At 67.7% G+C, this 26,194-nt stretch carries 22 protein-coding genes; 14 read left to right on the top strand and 8 right to left on the bottom strand.

All coding sequences use genetic code 11. The annotated features are described in order from the left end of the window. The first annotated feature begins 11 nt into the window (after positions 1–11). The 5 genes from IEX49_RS06725 (at position 12) to IEX49_RS06705 (ending at position 5,845) form a co-directional block, all read left to right on the top strand. Positions 12–671: a GntR family transcriptional regulator gene (locus tag IEX49_RS06725; protein ID WP_188805402.1), complete on the top strand. Its 660-nt coding sequence runs from the start codon at positions 12–14 to the stop codon at positions 669–671. A gap of 110 nt (positions 672–781) precedes the next feature. Next, positions 782–2,605, top strand: a complete 1,824-nt coding sequence (locus tag IEX49_RS06720; RefSeq protein ID WP_188805401.1) for a BCCT family transporter — start codon at positions 782–784, stop codon at positions 2,603–2,605. Further along, entirely contained in the window at positions 2,602–3,429 is an 828-nt protein-coding gene (locus IEX49_RS06715; RefSeq protein ID WP_188805400.1) for a creatininase, read from the top strand. Before IEX49_RS06720 ends, IEX49_RS06715 begins: the two co-directional genes overlap by 4 nt. A gap of 173 nt (positions 3,430–3,602) precedes the next feature. Next, positions 3,603–4,853, top strand: a complete 1,251-nt coding sequence (locus tag IEX49_RS06710) for an aminopeptidase P family protein (protein ID WP_188805399.1) — start codon at positions 3,603–3,605, stop codon at positions 4,851–4,853. A 113-nt stretch (positions 4,854–4,966) separates the two neighbouring features. Then, positions 4,967–5,845 (top strand): IclR family transcriptional regulator, encoded by an 879-nt coding sequence (locus tag IEX49_RS06705; RefSeq protein ID WP_188805398.1) that lies wholly within the window; start codon positions 4,967–4,969, stop codon positions 5,843–5,845. Positions 5,846–5,884: 39 nt separating this feature from the next. Here the strand turns inward: IEX49_RS06705 and IEX49_RS06700 are convergent, their stop codons facing one another. Together IEX49_RS06700 and IEX49_RS06695 are read right to left on the bottom strand one after the other, a co-directional pair. Next, positions 5,885–6,712 carry an IclR family transcriptional regulator gene (locus tag IEX49_RS06700; RefSeq protein WP_188805397.1) on the bottom strand — a complete coding sequence of 276 codons (828 nt, stop codon included), beginning with the start codon at positions 6,710–6,712 and terminating at the stop codon, positions 5,885–5,887. Positions 6,713–6,814: 102 nt separating this feature from the next. Then, positions 6,815–7,585, bottom strand: a complete 771-nt coding sequence (locus IEX49_RS06695; protein ID WP_188805396.1) for an N-carbamoylsarcosine amidohydrolase — start codon at positions 7,583–7,585, stop codon at positions 6,815–6,817. Between the two features lie 390 nt (positions 7,586–7,975). Here IEX49_RS06695 and IEX49_RS06690 point away from each other — a divergent pair, with 390 nt between their 5' ends. The 4 genes from IEX49_RS06690 (at position 7,976) to IEX49_RS06675 (ending at position 16,323) form a co-directional block, all read left to right on the top strand. Beyond that, complete coding sequence (locus IEX49_RS06690; protein ID WP_188805395.1) at positions 7,976–11,848, top strand: hydantoinase B/oxoprolinase family protein; 3,873 nt, start codon at positions 7,976–7,978, stop codon at positions 11,846–11,848. Positions 11,849–12,043: 195 nt separating this feature from the next. Then, positions 12,044–13,474 carry an MFS transporter gene (locus tag IEX49_RS06685; RefSeq protein WP_188805394.1) on the top strand — a complete coding sequence of 477 codons (1,431 nt, stop codon included), beginning with the start codon at positions 12,044–12,046 and terminating at the stop codon, positions 13,472–13,474. Between the two features lie 60 nt (positions 13,475–13,534). Further along, positions 13,535–14,884, top strand: coding sequence for an MFS transporter (locus IEX49_RS06680; RefSeq protein ID WP_188805393.1), 1,350 nt, complete (start codon positions 13,535–13,537; stop codon positions 14,882–14,884). A gap of 113 nt (positions 14,885–14,997) precedes the next feature. After that, positions 14,998–16,323 carry an MFS transporter gene (locus tag IEX49_RS06675; RefSeq protein WP_188805392.1) on the top strand — a complete coding sequence of 442 codons (1,326 nt, stop codon included), beginning with the start codon at positions 14,998–15,000 and terminating at the stop codon, positions 16,321–16,323. A 47-nt stretch (positions 16,324–16,370) separates the two neighbouring features. Here the strand turns inward: IEX49_RS06675 and IEX49_RS06670 are convergent, their stop codons facing one another. Then, on the bottom strand, positions 16,371–17,036 hold the full coding sequence (locus tag IEX49_RS06670) for a GntR family transcriptional regulator (RefSeq protein WP_229672334.1): 666 nt from the start codon (positions 17,034–17,036) through the stop codon (positions 16,371–16,373). A gap of 97 nt (positions 17,037–17,133) precedes the next feature. Here IEX49_RS06670 and IEX49_RS06665 point away from each other — a divergent pair, with 97 nt between their 5' ends. The 4 genes from IEX49_RS06665 (at position 17,134) to IEX49_RS06650 (ending at position 20,516) form a co-directional block, all read left to right on the top strand. Next, positions 17,134–18,282, top strand: a complete 1,149-nt coding sequence (locus tag IEX49_RS06665) for a 4-oxalomesaconate tautomerase (RefSeq protein ID WP_229672332.1) — start codon at positions 17,134–17,136, stop codon at positions 18,280–18,282. Positions 18,283–18,349: 67 nt separating this feature from the next. Further along, the gene (locus IEX49_RS06660) at positions 18,350–18,823 is read left to right on the top strand and encodes a hypothetical protein (protein WP_188805391.1); all 474 of its coding nucleotides are present in this window, start codon (positions 18,350–18,352) and stop codon (positions 18,821–18,823) included. 26 nt (positions 18,824–18,849) lie between these two features. Then, positions 18,850–19,695, top strand: a complete 846-nt coding sequence (gene thiD, locus IEX49_RS06655; protein ID WP_188805390.1) for a bifunctional hydroxymethylpyrimidine kinase/phosphomethylpyrimidine kinase — start codon at positions 18,850–18,852, stop codon at positions 19,693–19,695. 80 nt (positions 19,696–19,775) lie between these two features. Continuing rightward, positions 19,776–20,516 (top strand): DsbA family oxidoreductase, encoded by a 741-nt coding sequence (locus tag IEX49_RS06650; RefSeq protein ID WP_188805389.1) that lies wholly within the window; start codon positions 19,776–19,778, stop codon positions 20,514–20,516. 42 nt (positions 20,517–20,558) lie between these two features. On the opposite strand, the gene IEX49_RS06645 is transcribed toward IEX49_RS06650, so the two are convergent. The 3 genes from IEX49_RS06645 to IEX49_RS06635 form a co-directional block, all read right to left on the bottom strand. Beyond that, entirely contained in the window at positions 20,559–21,803 is a 1,245-nt protein-coding gene (locus tag IEX49_RS06645) for an MFS transporter (RefSeq protein ID WP_188805388.1), read from the bottom strand. A 309-nt stretch (positions 21,804–22,112) separates the two neighbouring features. Next, positions 22,113–23,309: a sensor histidine kinase gene (locus tag IEX49_RS06640; protein ID WP_188805387.1), complete on the bottom strand. Its 1,197-nt coding sequence runs from the start codon at positions 23,307–23,309 to the stop codon at positions 22,113–22,115. 10 nt (positions 23,310–23,319) lie between these two features. Then, the gene (locus IEX49_RS06635) at positions 23,320–23,541 is read right to left on the bottom strand and encodes a hypothetical protein (RefSeq protein ID WP_188805386.1); all 222 of its coding nucleotides are present in this window, start codon (positions 23,539–23,541) and stop codon (positions 23,320–23,322) included. 155 nt (positions 23,542–23,696) lie between these two features. On the opposite strand from IEX49_RS06635, the gene IEX49_RS06630 reads away from it, so the two are divergent. After that, positions 23,697–24,392, top strand: coding sequence for a response regulator (locus IEX49_RS06630; protein ID WP_188805385.1), 696 nt, complete (start codon positions 23,697–23,699; stop codon positions 24,390–24,392). A gap of 7 nt (positions 24,393–24,399) precedes the next feature. Here IEX49_RS06630 and IEX49_RS06625 read toward each other — a convergent pair whose 3' ends face one another. Both IEX49_RS06625 and IEX49_RS06620 read right to left on the bottom strand, forming a co-directional pair. Next, complete coding sequence (locus tag IEX49_RS06625) at positions 24,400–25,707, bottom strand: Y-family DNA polymerase (RefSeq protein ID WP_188805384.1); 1,308 nt, start codon at positions 25,705–25,707, stop codon at positions 24,400–24,402. A gap of 42 nt (positions 25,708–25,749) precedes the next feature. Next, on the bottom strand, positions 25,750–26,178 hold the full coding sequence (locus IEX49_RS06620) for a LexA family protein (RefSeq protein WP_188805383.1): 429 nt from the start codon (positions 26,176–26,178) through the stop codon (positions 25,750–25,752). Positions 26,179–26,194: the final 16 nt, after the last annotated feature.

The following is a 26,194-nucleotide window of genomic DNA, read 5'->3' as shown; positions in this document are numbered from 1 at the left end:
CTAAGGACGCCATGACCACCGCCACGGACCTCAGCACCCCAGAGCTCTCGCTCGCCGAGCAGGCCTACCGCGCCCTCCGCGACCGGCTGATCATGCTGGACATCGCCCCGGGAGAGCCCTTGAACGAGGGCCGACTGGTGACCGAGCTCGGCTTCGGGCGCACCCCATTGCGGGAGGCGATGAAGCGGCTGGAGACAGACCACCTGGTGACTTCCTTCCCGCGCCGGGGGACCTTCGCCACCCGCGTGGACATCACCGAGCTGGCCGCCGTCTCCGAGGTGCGCCAGCTCCTCGAGCCCCTGGCGGCACGCAAGGCCGCCGCCAACGTGGACCCGGAGACCCGCGCCGCACTCCTCCAGGCCCGGGAGGGGATCGAGCGACTGGACCACGCCACCCCGCAGCGGGACGTCATGGCACTGGACCTGGCCGTACACCGGCTGGTCTACCGCACTGCGGGGAACCACCACCTCGAAGAGTCGCTGATCCGCCTGGACAACCTCGCCACCCGCATCTGGTGCGTGGTGGTGGACCGCCTCCCGGACGTCGCCGGCCACATCCGGGAGCACCTGGGCCTGCTGGACGCCATCCTGGAGGGCGATCAGGAGCGGGCGGAGACCATCGCCGCCGAGCACGTCCGCCACTTCGACGCGGCGGTCCGCAGCGTCATTTGAGACCACGCGCGCCGGGGGTTGACTGTGACGTGAGCCACTGACATTCTGTAGCGCAACCGTGTTGCCTTTGATGCAACAAACAGCGACTGCGCCCCCTGGAGGAAGTCGACATGCCCACCCCCGAGAATTCCGCGCCGGACGGTTCCGGCGCGACCACCACCGCGGCCCCGCCCACCGTCACCGAGGACAGCCCCGCCGCGGGCAGTAGCGAGCGGACCGTCACCTTGCCGCGGTTCCGCGGCCGGGTCATCCCGCCCCTGGACCGGGCCATCATCATGATCCTGCCGCCGGTGCTGATCATCGCGGCCGTGGTGGCCGTGACGGTCAACCCCGAGGGGGCCGCCGCCCTGATCGGCCGGCTCCGGACCTTCGTCACCGGTGGATTCACCTGGTGGTTCGTGCTCTACTCCCTCATCGCCGTCGGAGTCTGCACCTGGCTGTGCATCAGCAAGGTCGGGACCGTCCGCCTCGGCGGACCCAAGGCCCGTCCGGAGCACAACAACTTCGCCTGGTACTCCATGCTCTTCGCCTGCGGTCAGGGCATCGGCCTGATCTTCTGGTCGCTGGCCGAACCCATCCTGCTCCGGGAGGAGACTCCGGTCGTCCCCACTGGCGCCAATCCGGGTGAGGGCGGGATCGTGTGGACCTACTTCCACTGGGGGCTGACTGCCTGGGCCATGTACTGCGTCGTCGCAGTCTGCCTGGCCTACTCCCACCACAACCTCGGCAAGACCCTCACGTTCCGCGAGGCGACCGTGGACATCCTGCCGAAGCGCGCCCAGCGGCCGGTCGGCGTCGTGATCGAGCTGCTGGCGATCATCGCCACCGTACTCGGCCTGGCCACCTCCTTCGGCTTCGCGGCCATGCAGTTCACCTCGGGCATGACCAACGTCCTGCCCTTCGGTGCCAGCCCGCTGGTCTGGGCCCTGGTCATCCTCGTGCTCGCCGTGCTGACGGCCGTGTCCGCCTTCCTGGGCGTCAACAAGGGCATGAAGCGCATCTCGCAGACCAACTCGATCCTCTCGATCGTGCTGGTCGTCGGCGTGTTCGTCTTCGGCCCGACGGTCTACATCCTGTCCAACATGTCCCAGACCTTCGGCTCCTTCTTCCAGCACTTCATCCCGATGAGCTTCTTCGCCGGGGCCGAGGGCGCCGGGGCACCCCTGGCGGACTGGACGGACAGCTGGAACGGCTGGTGGACCGTGTTCATCTGGTGCTGGGTGATCGCCTTCTCCCCCTTCGTGGCCGGCTTCATCGCCCGCATCTCCAGGGGCCGCACCATCCGCGAGTTCGTCCTGGGGGTGACCATCATCCCCTCGTTGATCGTCATGGTCTGGGTGGCCGTCATCGGCTCGGCCGGCATCCACTACGACAACGAGACCGGGCAGATCTTCCGGGACGCCTCGGAGGACACCTCCTCGGCCCTGTTCTCCATGCTGGAGATGCTGCCCGGGATCGGCACCCTGATGACCATCGTGGCGACCATCCTGGTCGCCACCTACTACGTCACGTCCCTGGACTCCGGCACCTACGCCCTCGCGGAGTTCGTCTCGGCGCCGAAGAAGTCCGGCCCCTGGTTCCGCGTGGTCCTGGTGGCCTCCATCGCGACCGTGGCCCTGGTGCTGCTGTCCATCGGCGGCGCCAATGCCGTGGACACCGTGCAGACCGGCACGATCATCGGCGGGTTCCCCTTCTCCTTCGTGATCGTGCTGATGATCGTCAACCTCGTCCGCAGGCTCCGGACCCGGACCCGGGCGACCCGTCAGCTGGAGAAGGACATCAACGATCCCGGGCACCGCGCGGAGGACGAGTTGTGCGACGAGGACGGCATCCCCCGCCCGGATCCACGCCGCGGCGTCGGCGCCGGGACCCTGACGGAGCCGCAGGATCCCTACGGCTACGGTTCGACCACCGAGAGGACACCGAAGAAGTGACCGGCACCCCTGGCGCACCGCCCGCCGCCCAGCCCATCCGGCTCGCCCACCTGGACGCCCACAGTTACCGAGACTGGGCCGCCACGGAGCACTCCACCGTGATCCTGCCGGCGGGGGCCTTCGAGCAGCACGGCCCCCACCTGCCCCTGGGCACGGACGCCCTGTTGTCCTCGGCCATCGCCGAGGCGGTGGGTGCCAGGACCGGGGCCAAGGTGGCCGAGCCACTGTCCTACGGCTACAAGTCCCAGCAGAAGTCCGGCGGCGGCAACCACCTGCCCGGGACCGTGAGCCTGGACGCCGCGGCCCTGATCGCCCAGGCACGGTGCATCATGGCCGGATTCCTGCGCCAGGGGGTGCGCAACCTCGTGGTGTTGAACGGCCACTACGAGAACTACCAGTTCCTCTACGAGGCCGCGGACCTGGCGCTGGAGGAGGTCCGCGCCGGCCAGGGCGCCAGCCACGGTGCCGGCCCGGACCCCACCGTCCTGCTGCTCTCCTACTGGGACTACGTCTCCGAGGACACCCTGGCCACCGTCTATCCGGAGGGCTTCCCCGGCTGGGACATCGAGCACGGCGGGGTGCTGGAGACCTCGCTCATGCTGCACCTGCGCCCCGAGCTCGTGGACATGGACCGCGCCGTGAGCCACCCGGCGGCCGAGCTGCCCCGCTTCGACCGCCTGCCCGTGGTCGCCTCGCGCACCCCGGACACCGGCTGCCTCTCGGCCCCCGACGGCTCGACGGCCGAGCGGGGCCGGCTCCTGTACGAGCAGGTCGCCGCAGACCTGGCGGCCGATCTCACCGCGGAACTGGGCCTGCCCGCCTGACCGCCGCGGGCCGCCGTCGTACCCCTTGACGTGACCCGCACCACACGCCACAATCAATGCAACGGGGTTGCAACAAATGCAACCAATCCGTCCGCCGCCTTAGCAAGACCCTCTGGAATGCCGCCCGAGTCCGGCCCGCAGGAGCCCAGAACCGAGACCGACAAGGAGACACCATGTCCACCACCCCCGCCACCTCCGTCGCCGAGCTGGAGCGCCTGAAGACCCTGCACAACGGCAGCAAGCAGCAGCTGACCTTCTCGGACGCCGAGTTCGAGCGCCGCCTGACCGGCCTGCGTCAGATCATGGCCGAGAAGTCCCTGGACGCCGTCATCCTCACCAGCTACCACGGGATCAAGTACTACTCGGACTTCCTCTACACCACCTTCGGCCGCAACTACGCGCTCGTGGTCACCGCCACCAACTCGACCACCGTGACGGCGAACATCGACGCCGGCATGCCCTGGCGCACCAGCTACGGCGAGAACATCGTCTACACGGACTGGAAGCGGGACAACTTCTTCTACGGCCTGCAGGAGGCCCTGCGGCGGGACGGGGTGAAGGCCTCCCGGATCGGCGTGGAGGACGACTTCCTGCCGGGGCTGACCCGTCAGCGCATCCAGGACGCCTTCGGCGGCGCCGAGCTGCTGGACGTCTCCCAGGACGCCATGCGCCAGCGCATGATCAAGTCCGCCGAGGAGATCGAGGTCATCAAGCACGGCGCCCGCATCGGGGACCTCGGCGGCGAGGCCATCAAGGCCGCCATCCGCGAGGGCATCAGCGAGTACGAGGTCGCCCTGATCGGCACCGAGGCCATGGTGCATGAGATCGCCAGGACCTTCCCGCACCGCGAGGTCCGGGACACCTGGGTCTGGTTCCAGTCCGGCATCAACACGGACGGCGCCCACAACTGGGCCACCACCCGCAAGCTGCAGCGCGGGGACATCCTCTCCCTGAACTGCTTCCCCATGACCTCGGGCTACTACACCGCCCTGGAGCGCACCCTGTTCCTGGGCCAGCCGGACGAGCGCAGCCTCGAGCTGTGGAACATCAACGTGGAGGTCCACCGCCGCGGCCTCGAGCTCATCAAGCCGGGTGCGGTCTGCCAGGACATCGCGCACGAGCTCAACGAGATCTACATCGGCCACGGCCTGCTGCCCAACCGCACCTTCGGCTACGGCCACTCCTTCGGCGTGCTCTCGCACTACTACGGCCGCGAGGCCGGCCTGGAGCTGCGCGAGGACATCGAGACCGTGCTGGAGCCGGGCATGGTGGTCTCCATGGAGCCCATGATCACCGTCGCGGACGGCGAACCCGGCGCCGGCGGCTACCGCGAGCATGACATCCTCGTCATCGGCGAGGACGGCGGGGTGGAGAACATCACGAAGTTCGGCTTCGGCCCGGAGCACAACATCATCGACGCCTGACCAGCGCCGCCGCACCCATCACTGCGTGGCCCGGGCCCCTCGGGGGACCCGGGCCATGGCATTCTGAGACTGAGACCGAGACCACCCCAGCACCGAGTCCCGGGAGGACCACCATGAGCACCACCAGCACCGGGCCCGACGACGGCCGCACCGGCCCCGCCGCCGCGTCCGGTGGCGCTGGGGCCGAGTCCGGCAACGGGGCGCGCGGCGCCTCCGTGATCGTCAACGTGCTGCAGGTCATCCGGTGCTTCACGGTGGAGGAGCCGGTCCTCGGGGTCACCGAGATCGCCGCCCAGGTCGGCCTGCACAAGTCCAGCGTCTCCCGCATCCTGGCCACCCTGGAGCAGGAACAGGTCGTCGCGCGGGACGAGGCCTCGCGCAAGTACCGGCTGGGCCTGGGACTGATCGCGGTGGCCGGGCCCCTGCTGGCCGGCCTGGACGTCCGCCGTATCGCCATGGACTGCCTGCGCGAGCTCTCGGAGACCACCGGCGAGACGGCGGCGCTGAACATCTGGGACGGCACCGCCGCCGTCACGGTGGAGCAGGTGCCCAGCCGCCAGCAGGTCAAGCACACCTCCGTGCTGGGCAGCCGCTACGCCACCGGCCTGAGCGCGAGCGTCCAGGTCCTGCTGGCCCACGAGGATCCGGAGCGCGTGCGCGGACTGGTGGACGCCGGGCGGATCACCTTCGACTCCCCCGCCGATCCGGCCGCCTACCTCGAGCGGCTCGCGGCGGTCCTCCGCGACGGCCACGCCGTGAACCACGGCGAGACCCAGCAGGACGAGGTGGGCATCGCGGCGCCCGTGCTGGACCATCGCGGCGAGGTGGTAGCCACCGTCCTGCTGGCGGCCCCCCGGTACCGCGTCCCCGCCGAACGGACCCCCGAGCTGGCCGCCCACTGCCGCGAGGCCGCGCGCCGAGTCTCCCAGCGACTGGGGGCCGCGAGCATGGGCCCGGAAGGATCCCCTGCCGCGGCCGCGCGCAGGACCTGATCCCTCAGGCACGTCGGGGAGCGCGGGCACCCGCTCCCCCTACGACTCCAGGGCCTCCGCCTCGGGAGCACCACCGAGGCGGGCGCACACGGCGGCGGCCGCCCGCCGTACCGCTGCGGCCAGGTCCGCCTGGTTGCCCCGGTACTGGACCCGGGACCGCGGGGCGCTGACGGTGATGCAGCCGACCACCTTGCCGCGGTAGTCCCGCACGGGGACGGAGACACCGTACTCCTCGAAGGTGGTCTCGCCGTCGTTGACCGCCTCACCCGCCTCGCGGACGACGTCGAGGTGGCGGAAGACCGGATCGTCCTCGGGCCCGGAGTAGCCCTCGCGCTCCACGGATCCGCTGCGCAGCAGCCGGTCCACCTCAGACGCCGGCAGCTCCGCCAGGAAGACCCGTACCGATGAGCTCGCGAACCTGGCGTACCGGGTGCCGATGCTCGCACTGTGCTTGACCTGGTGCGGACTGGCCACCTGTTCCACCACGATGGCCGCGGAGCCGTTCCAGACGGCCAGGGCAGCGGTCTCCCCGGTGGACTGCGTCAGGTCCTCGAGGTGGGGCAACGCCGCCCGGCGGACGTCCAGCTCGGCCAGCAACGGACCGGCGAGGCCGATCATCCCTAGACCCAGCCGGTACCTTCCCGAGTCCAGGTCGCGTTGGACGTACCCTGCCTCGGTGAGCCCGGCCAGCATGCGGGACACGGTGCTCTTGTGCAGTCCGACGATCTCGGAGATCTCCGTGACGCCCAGCAGGGGCCGGGTGGTGGCGGAGAACGCCTCCAGCACGGAGAGGCCGTTGAGCAGTGAGGCGGCGGCGCCCTGCGGCTTCTCCGCGGCCGGCGCGGGGTCCGGTGCGGTGTCCGGCATGTCATTCCTCTCGGCAGCTGATGGGTCACGCCCGCCGGGTGGCGTGCGTGCCACCGGCGGGCGTGACCCCATGCTAACGGCGGGCGTGACCCGGCCCCCGGATCAGGCCGGATCCGCAGGCGCGGCCACCTCGGGCTGCAGATCGGCGAGGGTCTTCGGGACCGTGTCCTCGAACGGGCCCAGGCCGTTCAGGTACTCCACCACCGCATCGGTGGACTCCACGTCACCGAACTTGTTGTCGATGTCGTAGAGGTTCCACTGCACGACCCCCGGGACGCGATCGCCGATGGTCTCCCGGGGGATGATCGGGCGGAATCCCTTCGCAATGGCGTCCTCGACCGTGTGGCGCACGCACCCGGCCGCCGTCGCACCGGTCACGATCAGGGTGTCGATGCGGTTGGAGGTCAGGAAGAGCTCCAGGTTGGTCCCCGGGAACGCCGAGGCGCGCTTCTTCTCGATCACCACCTCACCCTCAGCGGGCGCGATGCGGTCGTCGATCTGCGCCCAGTAGGAATCCGCCGGAAGGGTCTCCGTGGGGATCTTCGAGTACCACAGGCCCATGTCGTTCGTCCCGGAGGTGGCATCCCGGTTGCGGTACACGTTCGTGGTGTAGAAGACCGGGACCCCCTGGGCGCGCGCCGCCTCGTTGATCCGCTGGACGTTGGGGATGATCTCCTCCATGCCCGGGCAGCTGAACGGGTGGCCCGGACGGGTCCAGGCGTTGGCGAGGTCGATGTGGATGACGGCGGGACGGTTGCCGTAGCCGACCCGGCGCGTGAAGCCGCGCTCGTCGTAGATCCCCCTGCCGGCCTCGAACGCCTCCTCCAGCACTGCTGCAAGACGGGCCTCGATGTCATTGGATGTCACGGTCATGGCTCTCTCCATTCTCGGATTCATGTGTTGCTGAAGTAGCAATGCGGTTGCTGTGCTGAAGACTGTAGCGCACACCTCGCCCCAGCACCAGAGCCTCCCCGCCCTGGCCTGACAAGCCCCCTGCCTGCCCTCCAACCCGAGACCTGACGGTCTCGGGAGTTCTCACGCCGGAAACATCCCCGCCACACCGGCTCAACATCTTGCTGTTTCTCTAGAGGTCAGCGGATGGTCACCTGAGCAACGCCACCCCGCCGACCGGGCGGGCAGCTGAACCCTGGTGGCCATCCACCCCTTGCGGGTTGCTTTAGCGGTAACTACATTGCTATCCAAGCAACCAGCTAGTGATGCTGATCACGTTGCTTTCTCTTCCCGCCCCGAAAGGACAGACCCATGAAACGCATCGGCGTAGACGTCGGCGGAACCTTCACTGACTTGTACTTCTCCGACGACGAGCAGAAGACCGCCGTCGTGGAGAAGGTCCCCTCGACCCCCCACGACCCCTCCGAGGCCGTGCTCGACGGTCTGCGCCGACTCAGCGCGAAAGCCGGTGTCCACCTGTCCGAGGTCGAGCAGATCGTCCACGGCACCACGGTGGCCACCAACACGGCCCTGACCCACACGGGTGCCGAGGTCGGCATGATCACCACCGAGGGGTTCCGGGACATTCTGCACATCGCCCGGCACAAGAAGCCCCACAACTTCTCCCTCCAACAGGAGCTGCCCTGGCAGACCCATCCGCTGGTCAAGCGTCGCCACCGGTTGACGGTCAAGGAGCGCGTGACCGCCCCGCACGGCGAGGTGCTGGTGCCCCTGGACGAGGATGAGGTCCGCGAGCGCGTCCGCGAGCTCAAGGCGGCCGGCGTCCAGTCCGTCGCCGTCTGCCTGCTGCACTCCTACCTGAACCCGGCGCACGAGCGGAGGATCGGCGAGATCGTCACCGAGGAGTTCCCCGAGGCCTTCCTCTCCCTCTCCAGCGAGATCGTCCCCCTGTACCGCGAGTACGAGCGGTTCTCCACCACGGCGCTCAATGCCTTCGTCGGACCGCGCGTCTCCCGCTACCTGGACCGGCTGCAGACGGAGGCCGAGGCCATGGGTTACAGCCGGCAGATCCTGTTGATGCAGTCCTCCGGTGGCATGGTGCCCATCAAGGAGGCCGCCAAGCGCCCCGTGACGCTGATGATGTCCGGGCCCGTGGGCGGGCTGATCGGTGGCGTCTGGGCCGGCCGGCAGTCCGGCTATGAGAACGTGATCACCCTGGACATCGGCGGCACCTCCGCCGATATCGGGGTGGCCCACCAGGGCGAGCTGAGGATGCGGCACCTGCTGGACACCAAGATCGGCGACTACCAGGCCATGGTCCCCATGGTGGATGTGGACACCATCGGCGCCGGCGGCGGATCCATCGCTTACGTGGATGCCGGCGGCGTCTTCCGGGTGGGCCCCCAGTCGGCCGGTGCCACCCCGGGGCCCGTCTGCTATGGCAAGGGCGGCACCGAGCCGACCTCCACGGATGCCCAGGCCCTGCTCGGGCGTATGCGTCCGGACCGGCTGCTGGCCGGCTCCGGGATCGACTTGGACTTCAAGGCAGCGCATGCGGCCATGGGCATGCTCGCGGATCAGCTCAAGATGTCCGTGGAAGAGGCGGCCCTCGGTGCCCTGCAGATCCAGAAATTCGGCATGACCCAGGCGATCGAGCAGAACTCGGTGCGCCGCGGCTACGATCCGCGCGACTTCACCCTGGTGGCCGCCGGTGGCGCCGGTGCCCTATTCGCCTGCGAGATCGCCGCCGAGCTCGAGGTCCCTCACGTGCTGGTCCCAGCCCACCCGGGCATCATCGCCGCCACCGGCCTGCTGGCCACCGACGAGCAGTACGAGTTCGTGGCCACCCAGCGCTTCCGCTTCGCCGAGGCCGATCCGGCCGCCATCCAGAGGTCCTATGAGGGCCTCGAGGACCTGGCCGTCGAGCAACTGGATTCCGAGGGGTTCGCGGCGGACCGCCGCAAGATCGGCTGGCTCGCCGATGCCCGATACGAGGGTCAGGGGTACGAGATCCGCTTCGACGTCCCGGAGGGCCCCGTGGACGCCGCCTGGCTGGTCCGGGCCGAGGAGGCCTTCCACGAAGCGCACTTCGAGGAGTATGGCCACCGGTTCAAGGATGGCACGGTGGAGATCGTCAATATCCGCGTGGAGGCCTCCGGCCTCATGGATGAGCTCCCGACACCGGCACCCGTCCGGGGCGCGGATATTGCCGAGGCGCTGCTCGAGACCCGCAAGGTCGTCTTCGACGTGGACGGCAAGCCCACCTCGGTGGACACCCGCTTCTACGACCGGGGCAGGATGGGCGTGGGCACCGCCTTCGAAGGCCCGGCAGTCATCGAGCAGTACGACACCACCACCGTGGTCCCCCCGGGATTCTCCGGTGTGGTGGACGAGGCCGGCAACATCGTCATCACCTGCCCGTCCGCCGTGGAATCCGCGGAGAAGCTGGCCACCCCGATCCTCATGCGCGTGATCGGCGGCGCTCTGAATTCCGCCGCCAAGGAGATGGCCTCCGTCCTGTTCCGGATGTCCTACTCCTCGATCATCCGCGAGTCCGAGGACCTCGGTGCCGGCCTGTTCGACAAGGACGGCAACGTCCTGGCCGAGTCGGATTCCACTCCCATGTTCATGGGCTCCATGCCCAAGATCGTCAAGGGCGTGATGTCCGTGCTGGGCGGGGACATCCACGAGGGGGACGTCATCCTGCACAACGATCCGTACCTCGGAGCCACCCACTCACCAGACGTGGCGATCATCGAGCCGATCTTCCACTCCGGCGAGCTCGTCGGCTTCGCCGGGGCCTCCGGGCAACTGATCGACAACGGCGGCGCGTTCTCCGGCCTCATGGTGGACATCCAGGACGTCCAGTCCGAGGGGACCATCTTCCGCGCCGTGAAGATCTACGAGAAAGGCGTGCGCCAGGAGTCCCTGATCCGCCACATCCTCAACAACACCCGCACACCGACCTCGAACGAGGGCGACTTCCAGGCCATGATCGCCGCCTGCGAACTCGCCAAGTCCCGGTACCTGGCCCTCGTGGACCGGTACGGGATCGGCGCGGTACGGGATTCCGGCCAGTCCTGGATCGACTACTCCGAGCGGATGCTACGCCAGGAGATCGCCAAGATCCCGGACGGCGTCTACGAGACCGAGGTCGGCTATCTGGACGACGACGGCCGCAATTACGGGACGAAGCTGCCGATCGCGGTCAAGGTCATCGTGGAGGGCGACGAGATCACCTATGACCTCACCGGCTCCTCCCAGCAGGTTCCCACCGCCTACAACTGCGCCTTCGAGGGCACCACGGTCTCCGCTTTCACGTTCATCACCCGCATGATGTTCCTGGACGAGGTTGCCTTCCCCGTCTTCGTTCCGCAGAACGAAGGGATGCTCAAGCCGTTGAAGGTCATCGCCCCCGAGGGCACGATCTTCAACCCGACCTACCCTGCCGCCACGTTCTCCCGCTTCTCGCAGGTCCAGCGTGCCGTGGACCTGGCCCTTCGAGCCCTGGCCCCGGTGATCCCGGAGCGGGTGACGGCCGGCAACTCGGCGCACATCCACTTCATGTCCTACTCGGGATGGGACGAGAATGCCGGCGAGTACTGGGTCTACCTCGAGGTGAACGAGGGATCCTACGGTGCCCGCTCCAGCAGTGACGGCCCGGACTCGGTGGACAACCTCATCGCCAACACCCGGAACAACCCGATCGAGGAGTTGGAATGGCGGTTCCCGATGCGGACCGACCGCTACGAGCTCCGGGATGATCCGGCGGCAGCCGGTCAGTTCCGCGGAGGGATCGGAATCGTGCGGGAGAACACCTTCCTCACGGACACGATCATCACGTGTGAGGGAGAGCGCCACGACTCGGACGTCCCCTGGGGCTTCGACGGGGGCCACGACGGCCTGAATGCCTCCCTCGTGAAGAACCCCGGCCGCGAAGGCGAGGAGTCCTGGCCCTCCAAGGTCACCGGCTGGCAGCTTAAGGCCGGCGACTCGATCGCCATCACCGTTCCGAGCGGCGGCGCCTTCGGCGACCCGATCAAGCGGGATCCGACCAAGGTGCTGGAGGACATCCGTGACGGCTTCACCACCCGCGAGGCGGCCGAGCGGGACTACGGCGTGATCATCACCGGCAAGGACGGTGAACCCGTCTTAGACCTGGCCGCCACCGAGACGGCACGGGCCGCGCTGCGGTCCGCACAGCGTCAGAATGCCCTTGCCTGATCCCGACTGATGGCGGTTTAGCCGCCCCCCGATCCGCGCCCCGGTTCCGTCTCGTCCACCGCGAGGCAGAACCGGCATCAGGAGGGCGGACCGACCTCCCCCGCCCCACAGCCGGGATGACGGTCCGGCCTCTCCTTCCGCCCCCATGCATCACTCCGCATCACTCCGCATCACCCTGAACCGACAGGAACCGCCATGAGCACCTCGGAACACTTCGAGAACAAGACAACTCCGCCGCAGGGCGGGACGGATACCTCCACTGCGGCCGCGGACTCGAAACCGTCCACGGCCCACGACGTCACGTCCCGGGATGTGAAGATCGCCTCGTGGATCTGCTTCTTCGCCTGGACCTTCGCCGTCTACGACTTCGTCCTTTTCGGAAACCTCCTGCCACAGTTGGCCGCTTCCCTGGGCTGGTCGGAGGCACACTCCACGGAGGTCAACACCTGGGTCACCGCCGGCACCGCGCTGATGGCCTTCGCCATAGGCCCATTGACGGACAAGATCGGTCGCCGCAAGGGGATCCTGGTAGCCGTCGCCGGCGCGGCCCTCGCCTCGCTCCTGACCGCCACCGTCGGCTGGGTCTACGGGATCGCCGCGGGTCTGGGCCTCGTCTTCCTCGTGGTGGTCCGCTCGATCGCCGGCCTGGGCTACGCCGAGCAGGCCATCAACGCCGCCTATCTCAATGAGATGTTCGCCCACCGCTACTCAGACCCGGCCAAAGCCAGACGTCGCGGGTTGATCTACTCCCTGGTCCAGTCCGGCTGGCCAGTGGGTTCGGTCCTCGCCGCCTCCTCGGTCTACCTGCTGTTTCCGATCGGCGGTTGGGAGTTGTGCTTCGCCGTCGCTGCGCTGCCCGCCGTCTTCATCCTCTGGGCCGGCCGCTGGCTCAAGGAGAGCCCCCAGTTCCGCCGTCGCCAGGAGGTGGACGAGCTGCGCAGGGCCGGGCACGCGGACGAGGCCCGCGAGCGCGCTGTGGCCTACGGCATCTCGTCCGAGAAGCAGTCCTCGCCCATCACTGCTGTGTTCCGCGGCAAGTCCCTGCGTCCCACGCTCGTCATTGGCTCCGCGTTCCTGCTGAACTGGGTTGGCGTCCTCGCCTTCTCGATCCTGGGCACCTCGCTGCTGACGGCCGAGTCCGGCAAGAACATCAGCTTCGACAACGCCCTCACCATCTTGATCGTCTCCAATGCCACAGCCTTTCTCGGCTACCTGTTCCACGGATGGCTCGGGGACCGGATCGGGCGACGCAACACGATCGGCCTGGCCTGGATCGTCTGCAGCATGTGCTTCTTCGCCATGCTGCAAGCCCCGGACGGCAACTATCCGCTGATCGTTGCCCTGTACAGTGCCGGCCTGTTCTTCCTGATCGGTCCGTTCTCCGCCCTGCTTTTCTTCACAGGAGAGTCCTTCCCGGTGCACACCCGTGCCACCGGCAGCTCACTCATCAACGCCTCCGGCCAGGTCGGCGCCATCATCGGCGGCGTGCTCATCACCGCTACCCTGTCCGCCGGGCAGAGCTGGGAGACCGCCACCCTGTGGTGGGGCTGCCTTCCCATCCTGGCGGCCGGCCTGCTGGTTTTCGCCGCGCCGAATGTAGACCCCCGCACCGTCCGCACCGACTGACCGACCACCGCACCTGACAGACCAACCGAGGCAAAACCGATGCAGCACCAAGGACTCCACATGAGCAGCACGACCACTTCGACCACCCAGACGCCCGGCCTACAGAAGGTCAGTCCCCAGCACCTCCGGAAGGTGGTCGGGGCGTCCTTCGCCGGCACCGTCGTTGAATGGTTCGACTTTGCGATCTACGGCTTCATGGCCACCCATATCGCCGCCACCTTCTTCGCCTCTGGTGACCCGGTGACGGGACTACTGGAGACCTTCGCGATCTTCGCCGTCGCCTTCGCACTGCGTCCGCTGGGCGGGATCATCTTCGGCCGGTTGGGCGACCGGCTCGGCCGCAAGAAGATCCTGATCGTCACGGTCCTACTCATGTCCGGATCTACGGCGGCCATTGGCCTGATCCCCAGCCAGGAATCCATCGGCATCTGGGCCGCACTCCTGCTGGCCGTCGCCCGGTGCGTTCAGGGTTTGTCCGCCGGCGGTGAGTATGCCGGCGCCACCATCTACACCGTCGAGCACAGCCCGGACGATCAGCGGAACCGCTACTCCAGCGCGATGTCCGCGGCCACGTTCGTCTCCTTCGCCCTGGCCGCTGGCCTCGGGGCCCTGCTCAGTCTCGCCCTGCCGCCTGAGTCCATGGGTGAGTGGGGATGGCGCGCGCTGTTCCTGCTGTCCATCCCCATGGGTCTCGTCGCGTTCTACATCCGTTCCAAGCTGCACGAGTCTCCCGAGTTCGAGGCCATGGTGAAGGACTCGGCGAACCGTCCGACGCTGAGACTCCGCGAGGTCATCAGCAGCCAGTGGGCGCAGATGCTCAAGCTCGGTGGCTTCGTCATGCTGACGGCCCTGTCCTTCTACATCTTCTCCACCTACATGTCCACCTTCCTCACCCAAGTGGTTGGGCTGGACCAAGGCCAGGCGCTGCTCTCCAGCCTGGTCGCGCTCCTGTTCGCCACCGGGCTCTCTCCGGTCATGGGGCGGCTCTCCGACCGGATCGGCCGGCGCCGGATCATGCAGATATCAGCCGTACTGCTGACGGTGCTGACCATCCCCGCGTACATGCTGGCCGAGCTCGGCACCCTCGGCAGCGCCATGGCCAGTCAGCTGCTGATTGCCCTGGGCGCGGTTTCTGCCAATGTGGTGACATCGGTGCTGATCTCCGAGATGTTCTCCACGGACGTGCGGTACACGGCCTCCGGCCTGAGCTACAACATCACCTATGCGCTCTTCGGCGGCACCGCCCCGTACCTGGCGACCTGGCTGGTAGCGACCACCGGCAACACGCTAGCCCCAGCCATCTACGTAACGATCGTGGCGGTCATCGCCCTGGTGGTCGTCTCCGTATTCGTCCGCGAGACCGCCGGTCATCCCCTGCGCCGCTTCCACGACGTACCTGTGGCCGGCTGAGCCGGCCTCAACCCTCCAGCTCTTGACGTGATGCGCATCACATGGTCACACTGTTGCGGTGTCGATTTGATGCAACTCAATTGCATTCATTGCAACATCTGAGACGAGGAACCATGACCAGCTCGACGACCAGGCCCACCCTCAGCGGGCAAACCCATACTCCGGTGGACACCGCCACGCGCCGGAGGGTGGCCACAGCCAGCTTCATCGGCAACTTCGTCGAGTGGTTCGACTACGCCATGTACGGCTACCTCGCCGTCACCATCACAGCGGTGTTCTTCCCCGACTCGGACCCGGCCACGGGCCTCATGCTCACCTTCTCGCTGTTCGCCGTCTCCTTCCTGGTGCGGCCCCTCGGTGGCTTCTTCTGGGGGCACATCGGCGACCGCTTCGGACGCCGGGTCGCCCTGTCCTGGTCCATCCTGCTGATGTCCCTGGCCACCTTCCTCATCGCCCTCATCCCCGGCTACGTCACCATCGGCATCTGGGCGCCGCTCCTGCTGCTCCTGCTCCGCCTCATCCAGGGCTTCTCGGCCTCCGGCGAATACGCCGGGGCCTCGGCCTTCCTCGTGGAATACGCCCCACCAGGGAAGCGCGGCGTCTATGCCGCAGTGGTCCCCGCCAGCACGGCGACCGGCCTGCTGCTCGGGTCACTCATCGCCACGATCCTGACGGCAACGCTGGACAGCCAGCAGATGACCGATTGGGGCTGGCGACTGCCCTTCCTGCTCGCCGCACCCATGGGCCTGATCGGTCGATACATCCGCAGCAAGCTGGAGGACACCCCGGCCTTCCGCGAGATGGCCGTCAAGGACGAGGCCGTCAAGGCCCCCGTGAGCTCCCTGTTCCGCGACCACTGGACCAGCCTCGTGCAAGCGGCCGGTGCCGTGCTGCTGAACGCCGTGGGCTTCTACGTCATCCTCAGCTACATGCCGACCTACCTGTCCGAGGAGCTCGGCCTCGATCAGACCTCGTCCTACTTCGCCACCACGGTCGCTCTGATGACCTACATCGGCTTCATCTTCGTCACGGGCTCACTCTCGGACCGCTTCGGCCGCAAACGGGTGCTGATGAGCGCTTCCGTGGCCTTCCTGCTCTTCACCATCCCGGCGTTCCACCTCTTGGACACGGACAGTTTCCTCGTGGTCCTCCTGGTGCAGATCCTGCTCGGCGGGATGCTCACCCTCAACGACGGCACCCTGCCGAGCTTTCTGGCCGAGATGTTTCCCACCAAGGTCCGCTACTCGGGGTTCGCCGTGAGCTTCAACCTCTCCAACGCGCTCTTCGGCGGGACAGCCCCCCTGGTGGCCACCTGGCTGATCGCCACCAGCGGCAGCACCATAGCTCCCGGCTGGTACCTGATGGCCGCTGCCGCCGTGTCGCTGATCGCCGTCGCCCTGGCCAAGGAGACCAGCAGGCAGCCGTTGAACATGGATTGACCACCGGCAAATCACCGGAAAGGTCAGTCGTCGGATGCTCCAGTCCTTCAGGCGCCGGACCGCACCGATTCCTCGATAGCCGCACCCACGGACATCAGGTGCTCGCGCATGGCCCGGGCCGCCTCCTCCGGCTCGCGCGCGCAGACGGCGTCGATGATGGCCAGATGCTCGGGCAGGGACTGCTGCGAGCGTCCCGGCTTGGCGAACAGGCGGTACTGGAAGCGCACGGCCTGGGCGCGGAGCCGGTCGATGGTCGCGGCGGCCGTCTTCTGTCCGGACAGGCGGATCAGGGTGGAGTGCAGATCCGTGTTGCCCTGGGCGTAGGCTGCCTGGTCCCCGGTCTCGACGGCGGTTTCCATGCTCCGGCCGATCTGCCGCAGCTCCTCGGCCTCGGTATCGGTGATGCGCGTGGCCGCCCGTGCGGCACACAGCGCTTCCAGGGCAGAGCGGACCTCCACGATCTCGAGCGCCTCTTCCACGGGGACGGACCGGACGCGGGCACCCCGGTTCTGGATCCGCTCGACGAGGCCCTCGACCGTCAGCTCGGACAGGGCGGTGCGCACGTGGCCGCGGCTGGCCCCGTACATCTCCGCCAGGTCAGCCTCCACGAGCCGCTGGTTCGGCACGAGCTCGCCGGCGAAGATGGCCGCTCGGATCTGGTCGGCCACGTCGGTCGCGTTCACCGCAGCACTGGCCCGCGTCGCTGTTGCCACTGGAATCTCCCCCGCTCGTCAGCCATGATGGAACTGATTGTAAACAATTTTGTCACAGATAATGCAGGCCGCAGCAGATTTCGCGAAGGAATACACCGTGAGCCCAGACCACGCCCCGTCCACCACACCCGCTCACCACAACCATGGGGCCGTCCAGAGCGGCACCACCACCGACGTCCGGTGCATGATCATGCGCGGAGGAACCTCCAAGGGACTGTACTTCCTGGCCGAGGACCTGCCCGCCGATCCGGCCGCCAGGGATGCCCTGCTGCTCCGGCTGATGGGGTCCCCGGACGCACGGCAGATCGACGGGCTGGGTGGAGCGCACCCGCTGACCAGCAAGGTCGCAGTCGTCTCTCCGCGCTCCGACGGCGGAGTCGACTACCTGTTCCTCCAGGTCTCCGTCGACGAGGCGACCGTCTCAGACCGGCAGAACTGCGGCAACATCCTCGCCGGCATCGGCCCCTTCGCGGTCGAACGCGGCCTCGTCCCCGCCCAGGACGGCACCACCGAGGTGGTCATCCACATGGTCAACACCGGTTCCGTGGCCCGCGCCCGGGTCACGACGCCGGCCGGTCGTGTCGCGTACGAGGGCGACGCGGAGATCGCGGGGGTGCCGGGGACCGCGGCCCCGGTGGTCCTGGACTATCAGGGCACCGCCGGGTCCAGTTGCGGAGCCCTGTTCCCCACGGGGAACCGCGTCGATACCTTCGCCGGGGTCAAGGTGACGTGCGTGGACAACGGGATGCCCGTCGTCGTGATCGATGCCGCGGCACTGGGCGTGGAGGGGACCGAGGAACCCGCCGCGCTGGAGGCCGATGCCGAGCTGTGCGCGGCGATCGAGGCCGTGCGGCTCGAGGCCGGCGTCGCCATGGGGTTGGGAGACGTCAGCGAGACCACGGTGCCGAAGGTCTGCCTGGTGGCACCCGCCCGGAGCGGGGGGACGTTCAACACGCGGTGTTTCATCCCGAAGCGCGTCCATGAGGCCATCGGAGTGTTCGCCGGGGCCTCGGTGGCGGTGGCCTGGCAGGTGCCCGGCACGGTGGTGGCGGGTCTGAGCGGAGACCATGATGCGGCCGAGACCCGGGTGGAGCATCCCACGGGCCACACGGACCTGGTGGTGGAGGTCGACTCCGGGGATGTCCCGGAGGCAGCCCCGTCTTCCGCAGCCGGCGAACCCACCGTCCTCGTCACCGGCAGCGTGCGCACGGCCCGCAAGCTGATGGACGGCATCGCGTTCGCCTGAGCGGGCGGACGCCCCCGCCGGTAGACTGGCACGGCCCCTCCGCCACCGCCACTACTGGAGCACGCCCATGACCACCCCCATTCCGGTCAAGCCGAGCCGCCGCAAGCGGACCGCCGCCGGACCCCGCCCCCGCCTGAAGATGTCGCTCTACGGCTTCCTCGTGGCCTGGCTGGCGCCGAACCTGCTCATGGCCGCGATCGTGCTGGTATTGAACTTCGTCCCGGCGCTGCAGGCCTATGGGTCCCTGACTCCGCTGCTGACCACCGTCGGCCTGGCCGGTCTGATCATCGGCCTGCCGCTGTGCCTGCTGGTGAACTGGCTCTTCCGCCACAAGACCAACCAGTGGATCCATGTGATCGGGTATGCGCTGGTCGGCATGCTCTACGGCCTGGCGGTGCTGTTCTCCGGCGTCGGCGGCCTGGTGCCCATGCTCATTCCCATCATCGGCTTCCCAGCCGCCATCCTGATGGCCCTGGGCCGCGCCGTGGCCCAGCCGCTGGTGAAGGTCGTCCGGCCCGAAGCGACCTCCGCCGCAGTCTGAGCCGCCGCCGGCCGAAGGGGATTAACATGGTGCGCATGCCTTCCACTGATCAGTACGACGTGCACACCCCAGCCCTCTCCTTGACCATCGCCGGTTCCGAAGCAACCGGCGGTGCCGGTGCCCAGGCCGACCTGAAGACCTTCCAGGAACTGGGCACCTTCGGAATCGTGGCGTTGACCTGCATCGTCGCCTTCGACCCGAAGGACGATTGGAACCACCGCTTCGTCCCGGTCCAGGCAGACGTGATCGCCAACCAGCTGGAGGCCATCCAGGCCGACTACGCCGGAGCCTTGAAGACCACCAAGCTCGGCATGATGGGCTCCCCGGAGACCATCTCCACGGTGGCCACCGCCCTGAGGAATCAGGAGTGGGACCACGTGGTCCTCGATCCCGTGCTGATCTGCAAGGGCCAGGAGCCCGGCCACGCCCTGGACACGGACCGCGCCCTCAAGGCCGAACTGTTGCCCCTCGCCACCTTCACCACCCCGAACCACTTCGAGTCCGAGCAGCTGTCCGGGATTACCGTCAGCACCCTGGAGGACCTGAAGGAAGCGGCGAAGCGCATCCACGAGGTCTCCGGCGCGGCCGTCCTCGCCAAGGGCGGCATGAAGCTCGACGGTCCGGACGCCCTGGACGTGTTCTACGACGGCGAGACCCTCGAGGTTCTCTCCGCGCCCAAGATCGGCGACCACGGGGTCTCCGGCGCCGGCTGTTCCCTGGCCGCCGCCGTCACCGCGGAACTCGCCAAGGGTGCCACGCCGCTGGAGGCGGCCCGCCGCGCCAAGGAGTTCGTCACCGAGGGCATCCGCCAGCGCGTCACCGGCAACACCCCGTTCGACGCCCTGTGGCAGGGCGGTCTGCGCCGCGCCTGAGGCGCGCGGCCGGCGTCGTCCCCCGAGCCCGACGCCGGCCGGCCAGGAATACCCCCGCCTCACCCCGGGTTGTGGCTGAGGTGAAGATCGAAATTTTTTCCGACGTCGGCTGCCCGTGGTGCTTCATCGGCAAGCGCCGGTTCGAGAGGGCCCTGGAATCGTTCGAGCACCGCGACCGGGTCGAGGTGGAGTGGAAGAGCTTCCAGCTCGATCCCACGCTGCCTGAGCACGATCACCGGCAGGAGATCGACTACCTCTCCGAGGCCAAGGGCATGCCCCGCGAGCAAGTGACCGCGATGCTGGCGCACGTGACCGAGCAGGCCGCCGCCGAGGGCTTGGACTACGACTTCGACCGTCTCGTGGTGGCGAACTCCTGGAAGGCCCACCGGGTCATCCAACGTGCCAAGGCGGTCTCACTGCAGACGGCCGAGCACCTTGAGGAACAGCTGTTCCGCGCCCACTTCGAGGGCGGCAGGAACATCGGTGACGAGGAGGTGCTGGTGGAGCTCGGCACCGCTGCCGGACTCACCGCCGAGCAGGTCCACGAGGCCTTGTCCGAGGACCGCTGGGAGACGGCCGTCAAGCAGGACCTGGCCACCGCGCAAGCCCTGGGTGTCACCGGGGTTCCGTTCTTCGTACTCGGACGCAAGTACGGCATCTCCGGCGCCCAGCCCGCCGAGGTCTTCACCCAGGCCCTCGAGCAGTCCTGGGCCGAGTTCCAGCCGCTGCAGATGGTGCAGCCGGCGGCCGGCAACCCGGCGGGCGCCGGTGGGCCGGGCGGGCTCAACGGACAGGCCTGCGGCCCACAGGGCTGCGACTGACACCCCCTCCGCTTCGGTCTCCCCGGTCTCTCCGGTGCCGCGTCAGACGCGATGCTGGAAGTCGATGCCCAGTCGGCGTGCGGAGAGGAACCGCCAGGCCAGCAGGATGCCCAACAGCGTCGCCGAGACGGTCATGACCCAGGAGAAGTGCCAGCTGCCCACAGCGGTGGCGATGGCGGCCAGGATGATGGGTCCGACGAAATTGGCCCCGTTGTAGATCTGGACCATCAACCCCATCGCCGCCGCACCAGAGCCGTTGGGCGGGGCGATGTCCACGGCAATCCGGTTCAGGCTGGCGGGAACCAGGGCGCCGACTCCGGAGAACAGCGTGACGGCGAGGATCTGCACCACCAGCCCACCCGGCACACCCGACCAATCCGGCGCGAAGGTGATGATCGAGGCAACACCCATGGTGCCCAAGCCGATCAGCACCAGCCGCCGCATGGGGATGCCCCGTTGGTGCAGCCGTCCGGTGACGATGTTCCCGACCCCGTTCACCCCGCCGACGATCGCGGTGAAGATGCCCGGCCAGAGCCCGCCGACTCCGGCCTCGTCGAAGATCGTCGGCAGGAAGCCGATGACCGAACCCCATTGCAGGGTGTAGCAGGCGAAGACGATGCCGGCCATCCACGGGGTCAGAGTCTTCACGGTGGCGCCCACGCGCCGTGCCGCCAGCCGCACATTGGAGTCACGATCCGACGGCGGTGGAGGCACGAACACCACGATCAGCGGGATGGTTGCTGCGGTGACCACCGCCATCACAACCCACCACACCTGCCAGCTGACGCTCGTGAGCAGCAGGGTGGAGGCCAGGACCGCCACGAAGGTGGCCAGCCCTTGGAAGGATCCCCACCATCCCATGGCGATGTTCGTCCTGGCGGGCGGCGTGATCAGGCGGATCAGGGGCGGCGCCACCACGGTGGCCATCAGGAAGCCGACACCCTCCAAGGCGCGGGTGGCCATCAGGAAACCGGTGGTCTCCGCGAAGGCTCCAGCCAGCGAGCCCACGGTCAGCAGGGTCAGCCCGATGAGCAGCGTGCGCCGCAGCCCAAGGACTTCCGAGAAGAGGGAGATCGCGAGGCCCAGGGCCATCGATCCGACCTGGACGATGCCCAGCAGCACTCCGGATTCGATGAGGGTCATCCCCAGGTCGTCCTGGACGAACGACAAGGCCTCAGGGAGTTTCCAGATATGCATGGCGGCAGCCACACCGGCGATGACGATGGGGATCCAGGAAAAGCGCGTGCGTGCTGGCTGTGCAGCGTCCACGCCAGACGGGGCGTTCATTCTTGACACCCTAATGTGAGGGCCAGACGGCACCGACTGTGAGACGTGCCTCACCGAGAACATGTCCCTTTAAACACCTGAGAGGCGGTGGCTAAGCCACCGCCTCTCAGCGGATATTGGATTGGTGGGCCCGTATCCCCCCGGGCTTATTCCACCGTCCGATCCGTGTGCACCGTCTCATGGGGCTCTTTCAGGTTAACCCGTGTTGTGACTGGGCTGCCATTGGACCTTTGGCTAGTCTTAGGACCATATATGTGACCTAAATCACATCGATGGCCTGACTAGGCATTGGCTCCGCGCAGTGGGACCTCAGCGCGAACCTTCCACCACTGACCATCTCGCGCCGAGGACATGGTCCCCCCCGAAGGCGTCCACCCGGTCCCGCATCCCGATCAGACCGCTGCCGGAGGAATTCCACCCGGCACGCGTGGACGATCCACTCAGGGGCAAAGTGTTGTCCACGGCGAGCTCCAGTTGTCCCTCGCGGACGTGCACGGCGATGTGGCATTCGCCGCCCTCCCCGGAATGCTTGGCCACGTTGGTGACGGCCTCCTGGAGGACGCGGTACAGGGCGGTCTCGACACTCTGGGGGATATCCTGCTCCAGCTCGCCGGTGTCAACGGTCGTGTAGATCCCCAGGCCCTCCAACATCCGTCCGAACTTCACGGCGCCATACTCGAGGTCCAGCGCGGAGGCCCCTTCACCGAGGTCCCGCTGCGCTGATTCCTGGTCCCCTGCCACCAGGCCCTCAGCCTGCAGCAGGGACAACATCCGCCGCAGGTCGATCAGAGCTTCACCGGCCGAGTTGCCGATGACGTCCACCGCCGTCCTGGCCGCCTCGTCCGTGCCGGCGTAGGTGGCGGCGCGTGCCTGCATCGAGATGATGGTCAGATTGTGGGCCACGATGTCATGGAGGTCCCGGGCCAGGGAACGACGCTCTTCCTGAGCGGCCATCGCTGCACGGCGGGTCGCTTCAGCCAACCGCCGTCGATCCTGCGCACGACGGTCGAGGGACCAACCGATGAAGAAGCCGATTCCCCAGGCTGCCAGGATCAATGGAAGGGCGATCCAGATAATGTCCCGGATGGACGGAGAGGTCAAGGGAATGAACAAGACCCAGACTACGGCGACTGTGAGCGCCATGTAGCCGAACAAGTTCGTCGTCGTAGCCGCCACCACCGCAAGCATGAGCGGTAAAACCAGCATCAGAAAAGCGACAGAGCCGCTCTCTCCCACCAGGTGGCTTGCCAACAAAGCTGGGATGAGCCCGACGAAAGCGTACGTCGTCCTCATCCACAAGACATAGAAGGACAGGCTTGTCAGGATATTGACGAGCGTGATGCCAGGAGAGAGACGGGCCTCACCACCCAGCGCTGTCACGACATCCGAAACGAGGGAAATCGTGATGAAAACGGACACCAACACGAGCAGGATTCGACTGAGAGGCCGAGAATGCCAAAAGCCGGTCGGCTCCGCAGTGGATCCGACCGGCATATCTGGGGTCATGAATTTCTCGTTAGCAGAAGAATCCGAACGTCACGCACCAAAAGGTCTGAGAACCTGCCCCGGCGCCCATGGTGGACATGCCACCGGAGGAACCCTTGGAGAGGGGCTGGGTCTGGAGCGTGGGGGACAACGCTGATGACGGGGTCGGGGCTTCCGCGGCCGCAGCCGGGGAAACGAGGAGGGCGGAGGAGACGAGCACAGCGGCCGCTGAGGCCATGAGGGTGCGTTTCATGACTTCATTATCACCGTCCGATGAGGCGTTCTCCACATTAAGAGGACTTTTACAGCGTATTCCTAGGTTGGAGCACGGCGTGGCACCGCAACAGGGGTCAACGCCGGTTTGAACAGGTCAAGCCCTTCTGCCGTTTTCACGACTACGCTGAACCCATGCCGGATTCCTCTTCCTCTCCCCTGTCCGTGTTGATCGTCGACGACCAACCGTTGATGAGCGGAGCACTCAAGTTGCTGGTTGAGAACACCGCCGACATGAGGTGCGTGGGCATCGCCGCCAACGGCGAGGAGGCACTGGAATCCGTTCGCGCCGCTCGGCCGAATGTGGTCCTCATGGACATGCAGATGCCCGTCATGGGCGGCGTCGAGGCCACGGAGCGCATTACCGCGGAATTCCCGGACACCAGCGTCCTGGCGATCACCACGTTCACGTCGGAGCCCTACCTGGTGCCGGCGTTGAAGGCGGGCGCGGCCGGTTACCTGCTCAAGGACGCCGACCCGGAGACGATCATCAGCGCCATCTGGAGCGTGCACCGCGGGGAGTCCGTCCTCTCCCCCGCTGTAACCCGCAAGCTGCTCTCCTCCATCGAGGACGACCGCCCCGGCGTCGGGACGGCCACGGCGGCTCCCGGAGACCCGGACGGATCAGACCTGACGCCTCGCGAACTCGATGTGCTGCGACTGCTGGCCCGGGGCCGCTCCAATCCGGAGATCGCCGAGGAGTTGCATATCTCCGAATCCACGGTGAAGGCCAACCTGTCCAGGATCATGGACAAGCTCGAGGTCCGGGACCGCGTCCAGGTGATCATCCGCGCCGCCCAGCTGGGGCTCGTCACCCTCTCCCTGGGCTGACTCCGCCTCAGGCCCGGACCACGGGCAGCTCCGAGAACCTCGTGGTGTACTGCGGCGAGGCGAACTCACGGCGCATGGTCCACGTCCCCTGCTCGGCCAGACCTCCAGGCCCGAGGCCGATCGAGGTTCCGCCGAACCGCCCGCGGACACGCTCCAGGACGTCCTCCAGATGCCGGTCGGGGCCGCCGTCGGATCCGTCTGGCCCCTCGATGTCCTCGAACCCGGTCAGCATCTCCTGCCCCGTTCCCGCCGGTCCCAAACCCGACAGCATGACGCCGGCGCGGGTGTAGGGCACTCCCTCGCGCAGCACGGACCGCATCGCCGCCACAGCGGCCCGGGTGATGGCAATCGGGTCGGCAGTGGCACGCGGAAGGGCCACTGACCTGGAGACCGATCCATCGGGCCCGGAGAACCGGGAGGTCCCGGCCGTGACCAGCACGGTCCTGGCCTGCTGACCCTGCACTGCCAAGCGGGCTGCGGCGCGCTGGGCGTAGAGGTTCATGACATCGTCCATGTCCGCGCCGGTCGTCACCGGCCTGGAGAAGGAGCGCGAGAAGATGACCTGGGCCGGGCCCGCCTGCTCGTCCACGTCCGGAACGCACGGCACCCCGCCCAGTTCCAGGACAGTCCGTTCCAGCACCACGGAGAACCGGGACCGGATCCACGCGGGGTCGGCGGAACGCAGGTCAGCGATGCTCCGGATCCCCAGGCGTTCCAGCTTCTCCCCTGATTTGCGGCCCACACCCCAAACCTCGGTGGCCGGGAGCCGCTCCATCAACCGGTCGACAAAGGTGGTCCGGGCCGCGTCCATGGAGAAGACTCCTCCGATTCTGGCGTCGTCCGGGTTGTTCTTGGCCACGTGGTTGGCGAACTTTGCCAGAGTCTTGGTCGCGGCGATCCCCACGCACACCGGGAGCCCGAGGTGCCGGGCCACCGCCGCCCGGGCCTCTCGCCCGGCCTGCAGAGCCTGCTGCGGGGTGCCGGTCAACCCGATGAAGCACTCGTCGATCGAGTACACCTGCTGCCTGGTGCCCCAACGGCCCAGCAGCTCCATCACACGGGCGGACATGTCCCCGTAGAGCTCGTAGTTGGAGGAACGCGCCACGAGTCCCCAGGAGGCGGCCTGCGGGGCGAGCTGGAACCACGGCATCCCGGTCTTGAGTCCCAGGGCCTTCGCCTCCGGAGACCGCGCCACCACGCAGCCGTCGTTGTTGGACAGCACCACCACCGGCCGGTTCTCCAACCCGGGATCGAAGGCCCGTTCGCAGGAGACGTAGAAGTTGTTGACGTCCACCAAAGCCAGGTGATCAGTCACCACATCGCCCTTCCTGTTTCAACCGTGGGCCTCACCGTACGCTCACAGGCGGTGCAGGCAGTAGGTGGCCACGCCCCAGATCTCCAGGGCATCCACATCCTCCACCGTGAGGGGCGCCGCCCCGTCGTCGGTCTGCAGGGTCACGGTACGCCGGCCCCCTGCGGTCCCGAGGACCAGCCGCCGCACCAGGAGTTCTCCGTTGACCACGGCCACCACCACCGAGCCGTCCTGCGGCGTGGCCGCCCGGTCCACGACCAGCTCGTCCCCGTCTCCGATGCCGGAACCCACCATGGCCTGCCCGGACACCCGCATCAGGAACGTCGAGGTTCGGTCCCGGACGAGCTCCCGGTTCAGGTCGATCCCGCCGTCCAGATAGTCCCGCGCGGGAGAGGGAAAACCGTGGGCGCGGGGCGCCTGCCCAGCGGCCGACGTCGGCTCCGGCCCGTCCGCGGGTGGGGGCGTGATGGTCATAGGGTCGCCGCGCAGA

The organism is Citricoccus zhacaiensis, from assembly GCF_014645315.1.
GTDB classification, from domain to species: domain Bacteria; phylum Actinomycetota; class Actinomycetes; order Actinomycetales; family Micrococcaceae; genus Citricoccus; species Citricoccus zhacaiensis.
The sequence above is the reverse complement of the archived record's forward strand: the minus strand, read 5'-3'. Positions and strand labels throughout refer to the sequence as shown.